We start from the raw sequence: 15,180 nt of genomic DNA on the forward strand, positions 1-15,180 counted from the left end.
GTTTTTCGTACTTACCGTGGCTGGAGTCCACGGCTGTCGGCCATCATGCGCTACGGATTCCGTAGTGAAATCTGGCCCCCGGGACTCGACTACGATAGTCCACGATGCACCGCCTTGGCTCCCACCCACCCCCTGACGCGCCGATGGCCGTGGCCGGGCATGCGCCGCTGACCCGCATGCGCCTGGACGAGGCCCAGGCCCGGCGCGTGGTGCTGGCCCAGGCGATTGAAACCGCCGACACCCAGGGCCGCTGGCTGACCGATGCCGAGCGCGAGACGATTGACCTGCAGGCCGTGGCCGCCGCGCGCGAGGCCCAGGGCGCCGATGGCGCCGTGCCCGTGGCGCCCGCGCTGCACCGGCGCGCCGAGCTCGTGCTGGCCGCTGCCGGGCCGCGCCACAGCGGTGTGGCCGCGCTGGCGCAGGCCGCGCCCTGGCAGCGCTGGCTGCTGTGGGGCGTGCCGCTGGCCGCGCTGGTGCTGGGCGTGGCCACCGACCGCATTGCCAATCCGCACCGGGTGGACCTGCTGTCGCTGCCGCTGCTGGGCATCGTGGTCTGGAACCTCCTGATGTACGCCTTGCTGGCCGTGGCAGCGCTGCGGGCGTGGCGGCGCCCGGCGTCCCCGAACCCCTCCGTGCCGCCGCTGGCCGGCTTGCGCCAGTGGCTGGGCCACTGGCAAGCTGGCCTCCCACGCTGGCGCAAGGCGCAGGCGGCCCGGGCCTGGGGCGAGGTCACCGCGGCTTTTTTTGCGCGCTGGCAGGGGCTCACCGCCGCGCTCACGGCGCAGCGCCTGCGGCGGGTGCTGCACCTGTCGGCCGCGGCCTGGGGCGCGGGCGTGGCGCTGTCGCTGCTGATGCGCGGCACCGTGGTGGCCTACCGCGCGGGCTGGGAAAGCACCTTTCTGGGCGCGCAGCAGGTGCATGCCATCCTCAGCGTGTTCTTCGCGCCCGTGGTGGCGCTGTTCTCGCTCGAACCCTTCACCGTGCAGGAGATCGCCCGCATGCAGTTCGAGGCGGGCGGCGCCGGCATGGCCGACGGCGGCGGCCGCTGGGCCCTGCTGTACGTGGGCCTGCTGGTGTTGCTGGTGGTGCTGCCGCGCCTGCTGCTGGCGGCCGTGGCGCACTGGCAGGCGCGGCGGCTGGCCGGGCGGATCGAGCTGGACCTGGGCGAACCGTATTTCCAGCGCCTGATCGACCGCCTGTTTCCGGCGCAGGTGCGCGTGGCGCTGCTGAGCCAGCGCGACGAAGACCGCGCGGCCCTGCTGCGTGTGCTGTGGCAGGAGCCGGGCCCCGCCGGGCAGGCACCGCCCGCAGGGGCCGTGCTGGTCCGCACGCCCACCGGGGACGCGTTGCGCCTGGCCGAACCGGCCCAGGCCGACGTGCTGCTGCAGGTGGTGGGCCAGGCCAGCGACCTGGAGACGGCCCCCGCGGCCTGGCCGGCGGGCCGGCCGGTGCTGCTCCTGGTGCGCACGCCGGCCGGCAAGGAAGCCGCGCAGCCGGGCCACGAGCCCCTGCAGGCGCTGGCCGAGCGCCTGCAGGGCCGCCAGGAGGCGGTTCGCGCGGTGCTGCCCTTTGCGGCCTTTGCCCGCTGCTGGGTTCAGGAGGGCGCCTGGCTCGATGCCATGGCCCGCTGCGTGCCGCGCGCCAGTGCCCAGGGCTGGGCGCGGCTGGCCCAGGCCTGGCAGGCCCGCAACCAGACCCGCTTGGACCGTGCCATGGCCCTGATGGCGGTGGAACTGCTGGGCGCGGCGGGCCAGTCGCAAGGGGTGGACAGTGCGCCGCTGTCGGTCAAGAGCCTGATCAGCGGAACCGAGCGTGACGCCCAGGAGCAGGCCCGCAAGGCGGCCATGGCAGCCGTGGTGCTGCGGCTGCAGCGCGCCGACGCCGAGACGTTTGCGCAGCTGCTGAGCCTGCACGGCATCGAGGCATCGGCCGCGGGCGCGCTGGAAAGCCGGCTCGAGGAGAAATTCGCGGTGCAGGCGGCCGTGAATTCACCCCAGGCCGGCATGGCGGGCGCCGCCACGGGCGCGGCCATGGGCGCCTCGGTGGACCTGCTCACGGGCGGGCTCACGCTGGGCGCGGCGGCCGCCCTGGGTGCGCTGGTGGGCGGCGGGGCGGCGTTTCTGGGCGCGGCCTGGAAGAACCGCACCGGCGAGCAGGGCGTGACCACGGTGCGGCTGAGCGACGACATGCTGCAGGCGCTGTGCGAGGCCGCGCTGCTGCGCTACCTGGCGATCATTCATTGGGGGCGCGGCCCGGTGGCTGCCCGGCTCGGTGATTTCCGGCCGGAATGGCGCAGCGAGGTGGTGGCTGCGGTGGCGGCCCGGCGCGGGGAGTTGCTGGCGCTGTGGGCCAGCGCGCGGGCCGCGGGGGGCCAGCGGGTGGCCGGCGAGCCCGGCATGGAGCCCACGGCCGAACTGGCGGACCAGCTCAAGGACATCACGCGCCGCTTGCTGGCGCGCCTTTACCCTGCCAGTGACCCCACGAATGACCCCGGCAGCCCGCAGGCGCCGGGGTAGTGCACCGGGTCAGTTTCCGTTCAACCGCCTTTGTGCGGACGCTTGCCGGGGTTCTTCTTGCTGCGCGTGGCCTTGCCGCGCTCCAGGCTGATCTTCTGGCCGCCGCCGTCGCGGTGGCGGGGATAGCCTTCCATGGCGGGAGGTGCCGGGGTGCGCTTGCGGTCGGCTTCGGTGACGATTTTGTTGCCCATGAGGTACTCCGGTTCTGATTGGAAAAACCCACTATTTTGCCATGCGCGCGGGCCGGGCCCGTGGCGCCTGTGCGGGGCCTACTTGCTGGCCGGTTTGGCGGGGGCCGGGGCGGGCCCCACACCCAGCCGGCGGGCGATGGACTGGTCGAGCGCGCGGACCTTGGGTTCGATGGCGCCGCGCGTATCGGTGACGAGCTTGGGAACCAGCGCGTCCTGCAGCGCGCCGCCCAGTGCCTGGAACTTGGCATAGGCGGGCGATTCAATGATCGCCACCACCTGGCGCAGTTCGTCCTCGCTGAGTTTCTCTTCAAGCACCGCGCCCATGGTGGACGGGGCCAGCTTGAGCGCGCGCTCGGTCACCAGCGGCACGGCATCGTCCACGTACTTCTTGACGTCGGCCTGGATGTCGCGCGCCACGGCTTCGCGCTTGTCGGCGGCAATGCGGGTGGACAGGGCCTGCGCGGCGCGGTCCATCATGGCGGCGGCGGGCTGCTCGGCCAGCGAGCGGGCCATGGCTTCGATGGCCGGCTGCTGCGCCTTGAGGATGCGCGCCACCAGCTCTTTCTTGGCGGGGGTGGTCTGGGCCTGCGCGGCAAAAGCCGCGAGCAGCAGCGTGAGGGTGATCAGGGGGTGTTTCAGCATGCGCAATCTTAAGCGCTGGCCACCGCGGGAAGTCAGGCGGTGTCGGGAAAATTCAGCGCCTGGCGGCTGGTGAACTGGCGCGCCTGCCCGGTCACCGGGTCGGTGAACGCGAGGCTTTGGGCCAGCAGGCGCAGCGGGTTGGCGGGGTCGTCGCCGCCTTCGGGCAGCAGCTCGGGGTAGATCCGGTCGCCCAGCAGCGGCAGGCCCAGCGCGGCCATGTGCACGCGCAGCTGGTGGCGCTTGCCGGTGTGCGGTTGCAGCCGGTAGCGCGCCAGCGCGCCACGGGCCTCCAGCAGTTCGATGGTGGTGTGCGCATTGGCCTGGGCCTCCGGCCCGGCCTCGAGTTCACGCATCTGCATGAAGTGGCCGGCCTGCACCAGCGTGCTCGCGCGCGTGAGCGGGAACGCCAGGCCGGCGCGCCAGGGCGCGATGGCCTCGTAGGTCTTGTGCACGCCGCGCGTGGCAAACAGCGCCGCGTAGTGCTGCACGCTGGCCCGCTGCTTGGCGAACAGCACCAAGCCCGCGGTTTCGCGGTCGATGCGGTGCAGCGGGGCAAGCGCGTCCAGGCCGAGTTTCTGGCGCAGCCGCACCAGCAGCGTTTCGTGCAGGTACTTGCCGGTGGGCGTGACGGGCAGGAAGTGCGGCTTGTCGGCCACCACCAGCCAGTCGTCTTCAAACAGCACGGTTTCGCGCGCGGGGTTGGCGGCTTCAGCGGGCAGGCTGCGGTAGTAGTAGAGCCGGCGGTGGGCCTGGTAGGGCTGGCCGGGCGTGACGCTGTGGCCGGCATCGTCCAGCACATCGCCACGCGCCATGCGCGCGGCCCATTCGGGCTGCGCGATGGCCGGGAAGCGCTCGAGCAGAAAGTCGATCAACCGGGGCCAGGGGCCGGGGGGGAGGCCCACGCAGCTTGCGCCCACGCCCTGGCGCGCAGGCAGTGGCGGCTCAGACACCGCCGGGCCGCCCCAAGGCGACTGAAGCCCCCTCGGGGGGCAGCGCAGCACATGAAGTGGCAAGCGTGGGGGCCAACGCAACCGCGGGCTTGTCGCCATCATCGCCCGCGGCCTGCAGGCGCTGGGCCCGCGCCAGGCGCCATTCGCCGTCGGGCTCGCCGCCGTACACATCATTGAGCGTGGTGGTGGTTTCCTTCAGGTGGGTGTCCAGCGCGACGCGGTTGTCAAAGACAAAGCACTCGCCCTGCCAGTCCTGCCCGGCGTCGGGCATTTCCTTGAAGTAGTTGAGGATGCCGCCCTCGAGCTGGTAGACCGGCACGCCCATGTCCTGCATCCAGGCGCTGGTCTTCTCGCAGCGGATGCCGCCGGTGCAGTACATGGCCACGCGCTTGCCGCCGGCCTTCCACTCGTCCACATGGGCCCGCACATAGGCCGGGAAGTCGCGGAAGTTGGTGACCTGCGGGTCAATGGCATTGGCGAAGCGGCCGAGCCGGAATTCAAAGCTGTTGCGGTTGTCCAGCAGCACCACGTCGGGCTGCGTGATCAGCTCGCGCCATTCGCGCGGGGACACGTTGATGCCGGTGTCGCGCGCCGCGTCCACGCCGGGCACGCCCAGCGGCACGATCTCGGCCTTCAGGTGCACCTTCATCTTGTGAAAGGGCACGGTCTTGCATTCGCTGCGCTTGAACGGCATGCCGGCAAAATGCCCGCCCAGGCGCGGGTCTTCGAGCAGCGCGCGCTCGATCGCGTCGAGCACGCCAGGCTGGCCCGCGAGCATGCCGTTGATGCCCTCGGCCGCCACGAGGATGCTGCCGGTCACGCCGCTGGCCGGGGGCGCGGTGAGTTCGCGCAGCACGGCCGCCACCTCTTCAGGCTGCGGCAGGTTGACGAACTTGTAGAAGGCTGTGTGCTGCAGGTTGACGGCGGGGAAGGACAGGGCGCTCATGCCCCCGATTTTCCCACGGCCGCAAGGCCCGGGTCGCAAGCCCGGGCCGCTGACGCCATCTGGCGGCAGGCGCCTACAGGCCGGGCCACGCGCAGCGTCCAGACTGGGGCCCTTGGAGATTCAACCGCAAAGGACAGACACCATGAACTATGTCGCCCACATTGGCCCGGTGGCCGCCCTGATTGCCGGCGTGCTGATTCTGATGATCCCGCGGCTGCTCAACTACATCGTGGCGATCTACCTGATCATCGTCGGCGTGTCGGGCCTGCTGGGTCGCTGAAGCTCCAGGCTCAGGCGGCGCCCGGCGCGCGGTGTTCGCCAAACCAGCTCAGCACTTCGCCCCACAGGGGCTGCGCCTTGCGCCGGAAGTAGCCCATGTGGCCAATGGCGCCCAGGCCGCTGCGCTGGGGGTCGATGTCGATGGCCTGCCAGGGCGTGCCGCGGTAGCCGGCCATGAAGGCGTCGCGCGAGGCTGGCGGGGCCCACAGGTCGTCCAGCGCATTGGCGGCGCGGATCGGCGTGGTCACGCGGCCAAAGCGCTCGGCCACGTCGGGCATGGCCGGGTCGTCAAAGAAGTAGTGCGGGTAGCGGCACCAGTGCTTCCACTCGCGGTACACGTCCAGCGGCAAATCCTCGCCCATGCCCAGCCGGCTCCAGGCCAGGTAGCCCTTCCAGCGGATGATCAGCGGACCCACGAGGTTCCACATGATCCAGACCTTGATGCGCTCGGCCATGGGCATCCAGCCGTTCCAGCCTGCACCCGTGGCAAAGGTATAGAACCGCGCCACGCGCTCATGGTTGGGCAGCAGGCCAAAGGCATGGCCGCCAAACGAGTGACCCACCATGAACAGCGGCACGTCGTCACGGGCCATGTGGTCCACCGCGGCGGCCAGATCCTGCCGGGCCCAGTCCAGGTAGGCCATGCGGAAGCCGCGCAGGCTGCCCGGGCGCGACAGGCCGATGCCGCGGTAGTCCAGCGTGAGCACGGTGTAGCCCTGGGTGCTCGCGTATTCGGCAAAGGCCTTGTAGAACAGCTGGGGCGTGCCGGTGGCGCCGGCCACGATCAGGTGGCCGCGCAGCGGGCCCTGGGCGGCATAGCGCAGCGCCGTGAGGCGGTAGCCATCACGCGTGGTGAGCGCAATGGGGGAGGCGGTGACGGGTGGGGGGGTCATGGGGTGGCTCCGGTAGGGGGAAGGCTGAGGCGGATGAGGTCGATCAGGGCGGCGGTGGTGTCGCGCATGGCCTGCACATCACTGGCCACGCGCGCCTGCACCAGCGCGCCTTCGTAGGCCGAGACGATCAGCGCGGCCAGCCCGCGGGCGCGTGCCGGTGCCACGCCGGCGCGGCCCAGTTCTGCCGCGAGGCGGTCGCGGATGGCGGCAAAGCCCGTGGCCAGCGCCGCGCGCAGGGCCGTGTCTTCAGGGGTGCTTTCAAGGGCCACGGCGGCCAGCGGGCAGCCGCGCTCAAAGCCGCTGCCTTCCAGCACCTTTTGCGCCGCGCTCATCCACAGCGTGAGGGCGGTTGCGGGGTCGCCCGCGGCGCGCTCGAACACCTTGTCAAGGTGGCCCGTGAGCTGGTCGATGACGGCAGCGATGGCGGCCAGCGCCAGCTCGGTCTTGCCGCCCGGAAAGTGGTGGTACAGCACGCCCTTGGGCGCGCTGGCGGTGGCCAGCAGCTCGCTCAGGCCCACCCCGTGGAAGCCGCGCGTGCGCAAGGCATCGAGCATGGCTGCGATCAGGCGGTCGCGGGTGCCGGGAGGGGCGGTTTCTGCATTCATGAGCGTGTAGTCTATAGACCGGTCGGTCTAGTGTCAAGCCATTGCAAAGCAACGGGGCTCCCCATCCGCAAACCCCAAATCTGCGTACCATTCAGCATGATCCCAGCTCCCATTCCGGCCCAAGAAGGCCTGCGTCTGGCCGCCGTTCGTGCCGCCGTCTGCGCGTATGCCCCTCGCGAGGAGCGCTTTGATCGCATCACGCGCACGGCCAAGCGGCTTTTGCAGGTGCCGATTGCGCTGATCACCATCGTTGAAGAAGACGAGCAATGGTTTCGTTCGGTGCAGGGCCTGGACGAGCCGCACACCCCCCGAGATATTTCGTTCTGCGGTCACGTGGTGGCGTCGGGCAAGCCGCTGGTGATTCGGGACACCTGGACCGACAACGCCTTTGCCGACAACCCGCTGGTGCTGGGCAAGCCCGGAATCCGCTCCTACGTGGGGCTGCCGCTGGAAATCGCGCCCGGCATTTTTGCGGGCTCGCTGTGTGCCATTGACACCATGCCCCGCACCTACGACGAGGAAGAGCTGGCGGCGCTGCAGGACCTCGCGCGCATGGCTGAAAGCGAATTGCGCTCAGTGGCTGTGGCCAGCTTGCAAAAGTCGCTGCTGATGCGGCTTGACCTCGCGCAGCGGCGGCAGGCACTTGACCCGGTCACGGGCTGCTGGACGATCCGCGGCTTCCGGGAGCTGCTGGGCCTGGCCGTGGAACAGGCGCATGCCGACAACACGCAGATGGCCCTGTGCCTGCTGCGCGTCAACACGGACGCGGCCGCATTGAAGCTGCCCCATGGCGACAGTGGCCGGACTCTGATGCTGGGGTGGCTGGCCCAGCTGCTGCGCGGCCGCCTGCCGCCCGAGGGCGCGCTGGCCCGCCTGGGCGACACCGACTTTTGCGCCTTGCTGTCGGCGCCCACGGCTCTGGCGCTGGAGCGCGTCCTCTCGCCCGTGGTCCAGCCGGAGCTGTCGGCACTGCTGGCCCATGGTCAGTCCTTTCAGGCACGCGTGGACAGCCATGTGGTGCACCTGGACGATCTGGGCGGCGCGGCGACCGGCAACACGATGTGGGCGCGCATCCTGGCGGCGCTCCAACCCGGCAAGAAATGGGCCTGACAAGCCTGTAGTCCAGGCAGGGCGGCCACTGCGTGCTACAAAAAGCGTAGCGAATCAGGGCAAAGTGTGCAGCGGGATGTCGCGTGCGGCGGCCAGCCGGTCAAGCTGCTGGCGTGTTTGCGTGAGCAAAAAGGCGGCGATCGCCTCGTGGGTGGCGGGGGCCAGCATGGCGCGCATGCCGGAGTCGGCCACGCCGGCCGCCGCGCACAGCGCTGCCGCAAAGTGAGGCTCCAGCGCAGCCACGGCCACCCGGCCATCCTTGCATGGGTAGACCTTGTAGCCCGCGTGCGCGCCGCCTACCGAACCGGTGGGCTGGGTCAGGCCCCAGTTGCGGGGCAGGGCAAGGTAGCCGGCGGCATCGGCCAGCGCCACCTCGATGAACACGCCCCGCGGGTGCGGGTCGCCGGTGCCGGCGTAGCGTTCGCTTTGCAGCAGCGCGGCCTGCAGCACGGCCTCGCTGGCCATCAGCGAGCCGCCCATGTCGGCGTACAGCGTGGGCGGCAGGGCCAGGCCACTGACCAGGCCGTTGTCGGCCAGGTAGGTCAGGTCGTGGCCGGGCTCCTCGGCGCGCGCGCCGGGCGCGCCGACGATGGCGACCTGGGACAGCGTGGGGTAGGTCTTGTGCAATGCCTTCCAGCCCAGGCCCAGCTTGGTCAGCGCCGACGGCCGGAACGAGGTCAGCAGCACGTCGGCCTTGGCCAGTTCGCGGTGCAGCAGCTTTTGGCCGGTGGCGGTCTTGAGGTCGGCGCCGAGCACCTTCACGCCCTCATGCAGCTGGGCGTAGGCCGGCTTGTTGTAGTGCCCCATGGGGTCGCCCGTGGGTGGCTCCAGCTTGACGCAGGTGGCGCCCATGGCGCGGCAGCGCATGAGCGCGGCCGGGCCGGGCAGGTTGAGCGCCAGGCTCAGGACGCGCACGCCCTTGAGCGGGCGCAGGACAGGTTTTTTTGCGGAGGCCATGATGGAATTTAACCCACGGTCCGCGCCGGCGCTGTCGTCAGTGCAACTCCAGCGGCAGCCCCACGTAGTTCTCGGCCAGCGTGGTGGAGGCGGCGACCGAACCCACGAGGTAGTCGAGCTCGGCTTCCTGGATCTTCTGGCCAAAGCCCTGGGTGTCCGGGAAACGGTGCAGCAGCGAGGTCAGCCACCAGCTGAAGCGCTCGGCCTTCCAGACCCGGCGCAGGCAGCGCGCGGAATAGGTGTCAATGCCCGCGGGGGTTTTGTCGCGGTAGTACTCGATCAGCGCGCTGGACAGGTACTTGACGTCGCTGGAGGCCAGGTTCAGGCCCTTGGCGCCCGTGGGCGGCACGATGTGGGCGGCATCGCCCGCCAGGAACAGGCGGCCAAAGCGCATGGGTTCGGCCACGAAGCTGCGCAGCGGGGCGATGCTTTTCTCGATGGTCGGGCCGGTGACGATGGCCTCGGCCAGGGCCGGGTCCAGCCGGCGGCGCAGCTCGTCCCAGAAGCGCTGGTCGCTCCAGTCCTCCACCTTGTCGTCCAGCGGGCATTGCACGTAGTAGCGGCTGCGCGTGAGGCTGCGCATGGAGCACAGCGAGAAGCCGCGTTCGCTGTTGCCGTAGACGATGGCGTGGGGCGACACCGGCGGCACGTCGGCCAGCACGCCGAGCCAGCCAAAGGGGTAGTGGCGCTCGTACTCGGTGATGCTGTCCTTGACGCTGGCGCGGCTCACGCCGTGGTAGCCGTCGCAGCCGGCAATGAAGTCGCAGTCCAGCGTGTGGGTCTGGCCGTCCTTCTCGTAGGTGATGCGGGGCCGGCTGCCGTCAAAGTCCGCCGGCGTGACGTTGGCGGCTTCGTACACGGTGGTCAGGCCGGCGGCGGCGCGCGCTTCCATGAGATCACGGGTCAGCTCGGTCTGGCCGTAGGCCGTGACCACCTTGCCCCCGGTCAGGCCGTGCACGTCGATCGGGTGGCGCGTGCCCGCGAACACCAGCTCGATGCTGTGGTGAACGGTGCCTCCGGCATCCACGCCCGCGCCCACGCCCGCCTCGTGCAGCAGGTCCACGGTGATCTGCTCCAGGATGCCAGCGCGGATGCGGCCCAGCACATAGTCGCCGGTCTGGCGCTCCAGAATGATGTTGTCGATGCCGGCCTTGTGCAGCAACTGGCCGAGCAGCAGGCCGGAAGGGCCCGCGCCGATGATGGCGACCTGGGTACGCATGGGGTGTCTCCTGACTTTGATCTGCGTCAAGGTTAGGACTCCGCGGCCCGGAAGGACAGGGCTTTGCCGGACCATTGCGCGATGATCGCGCCCAATGTGCGATGATCGCGCAATGACTATCGCCAGGGCCGATTTCATCGAGGGCATGGCCAAGGGCCTGGCCGTGCTCGAGAGCTTTGACACCGAGCGCCAGCGGCTGAACGCGACGCTGGCGGCACAGCGCGCGGGCATCACCCGCGCCGCCGCCAGGCGCCACCTGCTCACACTGGCGCACCTGGGCTACCTCGAAACCGACGGCAGCTATTTCTGGCTGTCGCCCAAGGTGCTGCGCTTCTCGGGCAGCTACCTGGCGTCGGCCCGGCTGCCACGGTTGCTGCAGCCCACGCTGAACCGGCTGGCGGCGCAGACGCTGGAGCCGTTTTCGGCCGTGGTGCTGGACGGCGCCGAGGTGGTGATCGTGGCGCGCAGCGGGGTGGACCTGAAGACGGTGCCCGGTGGCGCGGCCCGTCTGCTGGCCTATGGCCTGCACCTGGGGGCCCGGCTGCCGGCCCATGCCACGTCCACGGGCCGGGTGCTGCTGGCCGCCAAAAGCAAAACCGCCTTCAACGAATGGCTGCGCGGGCGCACGCTGCCGCGCATCGCGCCGCGCACCACGACCGACCCCAAGCAGTTGCGCGCCATCATCGCGCAGGTGCGCGCCGACGATTGGTGCGTGGCCAGCGAAGAGCACGAGATCGGCGTGCATGCGCTGGCGGTGCCGCTGCGCAACGCCCAAGGCGAGACCGTGGCCGCGCTGAACGTGGTCACGTCAGCCGCGCGGCTGGTGCCTGAGGTGATGCAGCACGATCTGCTGCCGCTGCTGCAGGATGCGGCGCGTGAACTGGGGCCGCTGCTGTGACTGGCGCCAAAAATCAGTTGGTGCCCGCCGCCGGGGTGGCTTTTGCCACTTCGCCAGGCGGCGTTCCCTTGACTGGCGAGCCTTCCTGTTCATCGCGCCTGTCAAACACGAGTGTCTGGCCAAACACCAGTTGCATCCAGGTCGGGTAGGTATAGGCCGTGCCCTTGTTGTGGTCGATGATGGCGCCGATGCCGCCACCAAAAATGATGTTGCCCGCCATGCCCGCATTGGCGCGCGAAATGGCCCGCGCCTTGGCTTCGGGCTGGCCGGCCTGGGAGCACACGATGTCGAGGTCTTTGGATGAGCGGCGCACCTGGGTGGTTTCGCCGGATTTGGCGCTGGCGCTCCCATAGTCGTTGTTGACCTTGCAATCGGCGCCCACAACCTCGGTGCCGGTGGCGGTTCGGGTTTCGATCTTCACGGGATGCGTCGAATCATTCATCACCGACGCACAACCCACCATGGCGAACGCGCCCGCCGCCACCAACAGACTCTTGAACATGGAACTCCCCTTGGAAAAAATTTTTTGGTTGCCCCAGGCCCTCGGCCTGAAGTGCGCAGGGAGTGTAACTCGATGTAGCAAGTTGAGAACAGGCGCATGCGACGCCTCTGCCGCGTTGCAGGTCCGCCTCAGACCCCGAGGTACTGGTCCAGCAGCTGCGGCTGCGCGTTCAGCTCGGTCGAGCTGCCGGCAAACACCACTTCGCCCTTGACGAGGATCACGTTGCGGTCGGTGATCTGGGTCACGTGCTTCCAGTTCTTGTCCACGATCACGCTGCTGATGCCGGACTCGCGGATCAGCCCGCAGATGCGCCAGATCTCGCGCGCGATCAGCGGCGCCAGGCCTTCGGTGGCTTCGTCGAGAATCAACACGTCGGGGTTGGTCATGAGCGCGCGGCCGATGGTGAGCATCTGCTGCTCGCCGCCGCTGAGCTGCTGGCCGCCGTGGCCCAGGCGCTCCTTGAGGCGGGGGAAGGTCTCGAGCACGCGGTCGTAGGTCCAGTCGCGCTGGCCCCGGGTGCCGGCGCGCGCGGCCATCTTGAGGTTCTCGACCACGCTGAGGTTGCCGAAGATGCCGCGGCCTTCGGGCACATAGGCCATGCCCAGCTGGGCGACCTCGTAGGGCGCGCGGCCGGTCATGTCGCGGCCCATGATCCGCACCGTGCCGCCACGCGGCTTGACCAGGCCCATCAGGCTCTTGAGCAAAGTGCTCTTGCCCATGCCATTGCGGCCCATGAGGCCGATGGTTTCGCCGCGCGCGACGGAAAAGTCGATGCCGCGCAGGATGTGGCTCGCGCCGTAGTAGGTGTGCAGGCCGCTGGCTTCAATCAACAGGTCGGACATTTTCAGTGTTCCTCACCCAGATAAGCCGCCTGCACGTTGGCATCGGCGCGCACGTCGGCCGGGGCACCGCTGGCAATCACCTGGCCGTTGACCATGACCGTGAGGTGATCGGCCAGCGTGAACACCGCGTCCATGTCGTGCTCGACCAGCAGCATGGCGTGGTCGGGCTTGATGGCCAGCAGCAGCGCCACCATGCGCTCGGCCTCGGCCACGCCCATGCCGGCCAGCGGCTCGTCGAGCAGCAGCACCTGGGGGCCGGTGGCCAGGGTCATGGCGATCTCGAGCTGGCGCTGCTCGCCGTGGCTGATGGTGCCGGCAATGGCGTTTCGCCGGTCCTTGAGGCCGGATAGCTCGATGGCCCGCTCGGCGCGGTCGTTGATTGCTACAAAACTCGTAGCACTGCTGAGCCAGCGCCAGGCGTTGGGGGCCCGTGACTGGGCGGCCAGGCGCACGTTGTCCCAGACGCTGAAGGGCAGGAAGATGTTGGTCTTCTGGTAGCTGCGGCCCAGGCCCTGGCGCGAAATGCGGTGGGGCTTGTGGCCCGTGACGTTGGCGCCACCCAGCGTGACGCGGCCCGAGGTGGGGGGCAGGTCGCCCGACAGCAGGTTGGTCAGCGTGGATTTTCCTGCACCGTTGGGGCCGATCACCGCGTGGATGCGGTCGCGCCAGAGGTCCACCGACACATCGTTCACGGCGGCCAGGCCGCCAAAGCGCTTGGTCAGCTGCTGCGCGCTCAACAGGAGTTCGCCGGTGGCGGCCATCATGGACCCTCCTTGCGCTGGAACAGGCGCCCGGCCAGCCCGAGCAGGCCGCGCGGCGCGAACATCACGATGGCCACGATGAACAGGCCCATCCACAGCTGCCAGTGCTTGCCGATGTGGACCCCGCCGACGGTGGGCAGGTCCTTGAACACACTGAGCAAATACTCGAAGGCAAAGGCGCCCACGATGGCCCCCGCAAAGTTGCCCATGCCGCCCAGGATCACCATCATGATCGCGTGCGCGCTCATGTGAAAGCCCATGAGCTCGGGGTTCACGTAACCGGTCTGCGCGCCCCAGAGGTAGCCCGCCAGGCCCGCCAGCGCGCCGGCCAGCGTGAAGGCCGCGAGCTTGTAGCCAAAGGTGCCGAAGCCCATGGCGCGCATGCGGTGCTCGTTGACGCGGATGCCCGCCAGGGCCCGCCCGAACGGGCTGAACAGCAGCCGCCGCAGGAAGGCATAGACCGCGACCAGGCAGGCCAGCGTGAAGTAGTAGAAGCTGCGCTTGTCTTCCAGGTCAAACGGCGCCCAGCCAAACAGCGTGGCGTCGGGCTTGAAGTTGATGTACAGGCCGTCGGAGCCGCCGAGCGAGCGGTTGTCGAAGAACACATAGAACACCATCTGCGCAAACGCCATGGTCACCATGATGAAGTAGATGCCCTGGGTGCGCACCACGAAGAAGCCGATCACCAGGGCCGCCAGCGCCGAGCCCAGCACGGCGGCCGGCAGCGTCCACCACAGCGCGACCGACTCACCGGCCGGCGTCATGAAGGCCAGCGCATAGCCCGAGATGCCGAAGAACGCCGCATGCCCCAGCGACACCAGGCCGGTCACGCCTTGGAGCAGGTCCAGGCTCATGGCAAAAATGGCCAGGATCATCATGCGCGCCACCATCTGGGCGTAAAAATCGCTGCCCACGAACGGGAAGGCGACGAGCGCGATCAGGCCCAGCGCCAGCGCAGCCTGCAGGCCGCGCGGCAGGGTTTCGAGGTTGTTCTTGGGGGCGCTCATTGTTTGAACAGGCCTTCAGGTTTCCACAGCAGCACAGCCGCCATCAGCATGTAGACCAGCATGCCCGCGAGCTGGGGCAAGAGAACCTTGCCAAAGGTATCGACCAGACCCACCAGCAGCGCCGAGATCAGGGCGCCGCGCACCGAGCCGATGCCGCCGATCACCACCACCACAAAGCACATGATCAGCACCTGCGAGCCCATGTTGGGGTAGACGCTGGAGATCGGCGCGGCAATCATGCCGGCCACCGTGGCCAATGCCACGCCCAGCGCGAACACCACGGCGTGGATCAGCTTGATGTTGATGCCCAGCGACTCCGCCATGTCGCGGTTGAAGGCACCGGCGCGGATCTTCATGCCCAGGCGGGTTCTGGAAATCAGCAGGTACAGGCCCAGGGCCAGCACGATGCACACGCCCGACATGAACAGCCGGTAAACCGGGTAGGACAGGGTGTCGGTCAGCGGAATGGAGCCGCGCAGCAGCTCGGGAATTTTCACGCCATGCACGTCATCGCCCCACAGGATGGAGCGCATCTCCTCAAAGATGTAGATCAGGCCGAAGGTGAGCAACACCTGGTCCAGGTGATCGCGCTGGTAGAAGTGGCGAAACAGCAGCCATTCGAGTGCCAGGCCAAACACCACCGACAGCGCCGCGCCCACCACAATGGCCAGCACCAGGCTGCCCAGCAGGGTGGACAGCGACCAGGCCAGGTAGGCGCCCAGCATGTAGAAACTGCCATGCGCGAGGTTGACCACGCCCATGATGCCGAAGATCAGCGTCAGGCCGGCGGCCAGCATGAACAGCAGCAGGCCGTATTGCACGCTGTTGAGCAGCTGGATGAGAAAGCTGGGGAAGTCCATGG

16 protein-coding genes and 1 pseudogene are annotated in these 15,180 nt (G+C 69.1%); 4 read left to right on the forward strand and 13 right to left on the reverse strand.

Translation table 11 applies throughout. From position 1 onward, the window contains the following. The first annotated feature begins 104 nt into the window (after window positions 1–104). Window positions 105–2,516, forward strand: coding sequence for a DUF3482 domain-containing protein (locus KF796_11815; protein ID MBX3587320.1), 2,412 nt, complete (start codon window positions 105–107; stop codon window positions 2,514–2,516). Between the two features lie 20 nt (window positions 2,517–2,536). Here KF796_11815 and KF796_11820 read toward each other — a convergent pair whose 3' ends face one another. The 4 genes and pseudogenes from KF796_11820 to KF796_11835 all read right to left on the reverse strand — a co-directional run bounded on the left by KF796_11820 (window position 2,537) and on the right by KF796_11835 (window position 5,245). Further along, a complete protein-coding gene (locus KF796_11820) occupies window positions 2,537–2,707 on the reverse strand; it encodes a hypothetical protein (GenBank protein MBX3587321.1) in 171 nt (56 codons plus the stop codon). A 78-nt stretch (window positions 2,708–2,785) separates the two neighbouring features. Further along, window positions 2,786–3,349, reverse strand: a complete 564-nt coding sequence (locus KF796_11825) for a hypothetical protein (protein ID MBX3587322.1) — start codon at window positions 3,347–3,349, stop codon at window positions 2,786–2,788. 32 nt (window positions 3,350–3,381) lie between these two features. Next, a complete protein-coding gene (locus KF796_11830) occupies window positions 3,382–4,299 on the reverse strand; it encodes a pseudouridine synthase (protein ID MBX3587323.1) in 918 nt (305 codons plus the stop codon). A gap of 115 nt (window positions 4,300–4,414) precedes the next feature. Beyond that, window positions 4,415–5,245: pseudogene (locus KF796_11835) on the reverse strand (hypothetical protein). Between the two features lie 142 nt (window positions 5,246–5,387). Here KF796_11835 and KF796_11840 point away from each other — a divergent pair. Next, window positions 5,388–5,525, forward strand: coding sequence for a DUF3096 domain-containing protein (locus tag KF796_11840; GenBank protein ID MBX3587324.1), 138 nt, complete (start codon window positions 5,388–5,390; stop codon window positions 5,523–5,525). Between the two features lie 10 nt (window positions 5,526–5,535). Here the strand turns inward: KF796_11840 and KF796_11845 are convergent, their stop codons facing one another. Further along, window positions 5,536–6,417 (reverse strand): alpha/beta fold hydrolase, encoded by an 882-nt coding sequence (locus tag KF796_11845; protein MBX3587325.1) that lies wholly within the window; start codon window positions 6,415–6,417, stop codon window positions 5,536–5,538. Beyond that, window positions 6,414–6,971, reverse strand: coding sequence for a TetR/AcrR family transcriptional regulator (locus KF796_11850; GenBank protein MBX3587326.1), 558 nt, complete (start codon window positions 6,969–6,971; stop codon window positions 6,414–6,416). Before KF796_11850 ends, KF796_11845 begins: the two co-directional genes overlap by 4 nt. A 147-nt stretch (window positions 6,972–7,118) precedes the next feature. Between KF796_11850 and KF796_11855 the strand changes: the two genes are divergently transcribed. Further along, entirely contained in the window at window positions 7,119–8,132 is a 1,014-nt protein-coding gene (locus tag KF796_11855) for a GAF domain-containing protein (protein MBX3587327.1), read from the forward strand. 54 nt (window positions 8,133–8,186) lie between these two features. On the opposite strand, the gene KF796_11860 is transcribed toward KF796_11855, so the two are convergent. Together KF796_11860 and pobA are read right to left on the reverse strand one after the other, a co-directional pair. Continuing rightward, window positions 8,187–9,089, reverse strand: coding sequence for a CoA transferase (locus KF796_11860; GenBank protein MBX3587328.1), 903 nt, complete (start codon window positions 9,087–9,089; stop codon window positions 8,187–8,189). A 37-nt stretch (window positions 9,090–9,126) separates the two neighbouring features. Next, window positions 9,127–10,308 carry a 4-hydroxybenzoate 3-monooxygenase gene (gene pobA / locus KF796_11865; protein MBX3587329.1) on the reverse strand — a complete coding sequence of 394 codons (1,182 nt, stop codon included), beginning with the start codon at window positions 10,306–10,308 and terminating at the stop codon, window positions 9,127–9,129. A gap of 112 nt (window positions 10,309–10,420) precedes the next feature. Here pobA and KF796_11870 point away from each other — a divergent pair, with 112 nt between their 5' ends. Beyond that, on the forward strand, window positions 10,421–11,206 hold the full coding sequence (locus tag KF796_11870) for a helix-turn-helix domain-containing protein (GenBank protein MBX3587330.1): 786 nt from the start codon (window positions 10,421–10,423) through the stop codon (window positions 11,204–11,206). Window positions 11,207–11,219: 13 nt separating this feature from the next. On the opposite strand, the gene KF796_11875 is transcribed toward KF796_11870, so the two are convergent. The 5 genes from KF796_11875 to KF796_11895 all read right to left on the reverse strand — a co-directional run bounded on the left by KF796_11875 (window position 11,220) and on the right by KF796_11895 (window position 15,178). After that, window positions 11,220–11,708 (reverse strand): hypothetical protein, encoded by a 489-nt coding sequence (locus KF796_11875; GenBank protein MBX3587331.1) that lies wholly within the window; start codon window positions 11,706–11,708, stop codon window positions 11,220–11,222. A 128-nt stretch (window positions 11,709–11,836) separates the two neighbouring features. Beyond that, a complete protein-coding gene (locus tag KF796_11880; GenBank protein MBX3587332.1) occupies window positions 11,837–12,550 on the reverse strand; it encodes an ABC transporter ATP-binding protein in 714 nt (237 codons plus the stop codon). 2 nt (window positions 12,551–12,552) lie between these two features. Next, window positions 12,553–13,311 (reverse strand): ABC transporter ATP-binding protein, encoded by a 759-nt coding sequence (locus KF796_11885; GenBank protein ID MBX3587333.1) that lies wholly within the window; start codon window positions 13,309–13,311, stop codon window positions 12,553–12,555. Then, on the reverse strand, window positions 13,311–14,318 hold the full coding sequence (locus tag KF796_11890; GenBank protein ID MBX3587334.1) for a branched-chain amino acid ABC transporter permease: 1,008 nt from the start codon (window positions 14,316–14,318) through the stop codon (window positions 13,311–13,313). The genes KF796_11885 and KF796_11890 overlap by 1 nt, the downstream gene beginning before the upstream one ends. Next, entirely contained in the window at window positions 14,315–15,178 is an 864-nt protein-coding gene (locus KF796_11895; protein ID MBX3587335.1) for a branched-chain amino acid ABC transporter permease, read from the reverse strand. The genes KF796_11890 and KF796_11895 overlap by 4 nt, the downstream gene beginning before the upstream one ends. Window positions 15,179–15,180 lie beyond the last annotated feature (2 nt).

Origin of the sequence: Ramlibacter sp. (assembly GCA_019635435.1) — a bacterium.
Taxonomy (GTDB): Bacteria; Pseudomonadota; Gammaproteobacteria; order Burkholderiales; family Burkholderiaceae_C; genus JAHBZM01.

Bases quoted from the DNA above. Each gene is read 5' to 3' on its own strand.
- KF796_11815 (MBX3587320.1), top strand. From the start codon at position 105: ATGCACCGCCTTGGCTCCCACCCACCCCCTGACGCGCCGATGGCCGTG.
- KF796_11820 (MBX3587321.1), bottom strand. From the start codon at position 2,707: ATGGGCAACAAAATCGTCACCGAAGCCGACCGCAAGCGCACCCCGGCA.
- KF796_11825 (MBX3587322.1), bottom strand. From the start codon at position 3,349: ATGCTGAAACACCCCCTGATCACCCTCACGCTGCTGCTCGCGGCTTTT.
- KF796_11840 (MBX3587324.1), top strand. From the start codon at position 5,388: ATGAACTATGTCGCCCACATTGGCCCGGTGGCCGCCCTGATTGCCGGC.
- KF796_11845 (MBX3587325.1), bottom strand. From the start codon at position 6,417: ATGACCCCCCCACCCGTCACCGCCTCCCCCATTGCGCTCACCACGCGT.
- KF796_11850 (MBX3587326.1), bottom strand. From the start codon at position 6,971: ATGCTCGATGCCTTGCGCACGCGCGGCTTCCACGGGGTGGGCCTGAGC.
- KF796_11855 (MBX3587327.1), top strand. From the start codon at position 7,119: ATGATCCCAGCTCCCATTCCGGCCCAAGAAGGCCTGCGTCTGGCCGCC.
- KF796_11860 (MBX3587328.1), bottom strand. From the start codon at position 9,089: ATGGCCTCCGCAAAAAAACCTGTCCTGCGCCCGCTCAAGGGCGTGCGC.
- pobA (MBX3587329.1), bottom strand. From the start codon at position 10,308: ATGCGTACCCAGGTCGCCATCATCGGCGCGGGCCCTTCCGGCCTGCTG.
- KF796_11870 (MBX3587330.1), top strand. From the start codon at position 10,421: ATGACTATCGCCAGGGCCGATTTCATCGAGGGCATGGCCAAGGGCCTG.
- KF796_11875 (MBX3587331.1), bottom strand. From the start codon at position 11,708: ATGTTCAAGAGTCTGTTGGTGGCGGCGGGCGCGTTCGCCATGGTGGGT.
- KF796_11880 (MBX3587332.1), bottom strand. From the start codon at position 12,550: ATGTCCGACCTGTTGATTGAAGCCAGCGGCCTGCACACCTACTACGGC.
- KF796_11885 (MBX3587333.1), bottom strand. From the start codon at position 13,311: ATGGCCGCCACCGGCGAACTCCTGTTGAGCGCGCAGCAGCTGACCAAG.
- KF796_11890 (MBX3587334.1), bottom strand. From the start codon at position 14,318: ATGAGCGCCCCCAAGAACAACCTCGAAACCCTGCCGCGCGGCCTGCAG.
- KF796_11895 (MBX3587335.1), bottom strand. From the start codon at position 15,178: ATGGACTTCCCCAGCTTTCTCATCCAGCTGCTCAACAGCGTGCAATAC.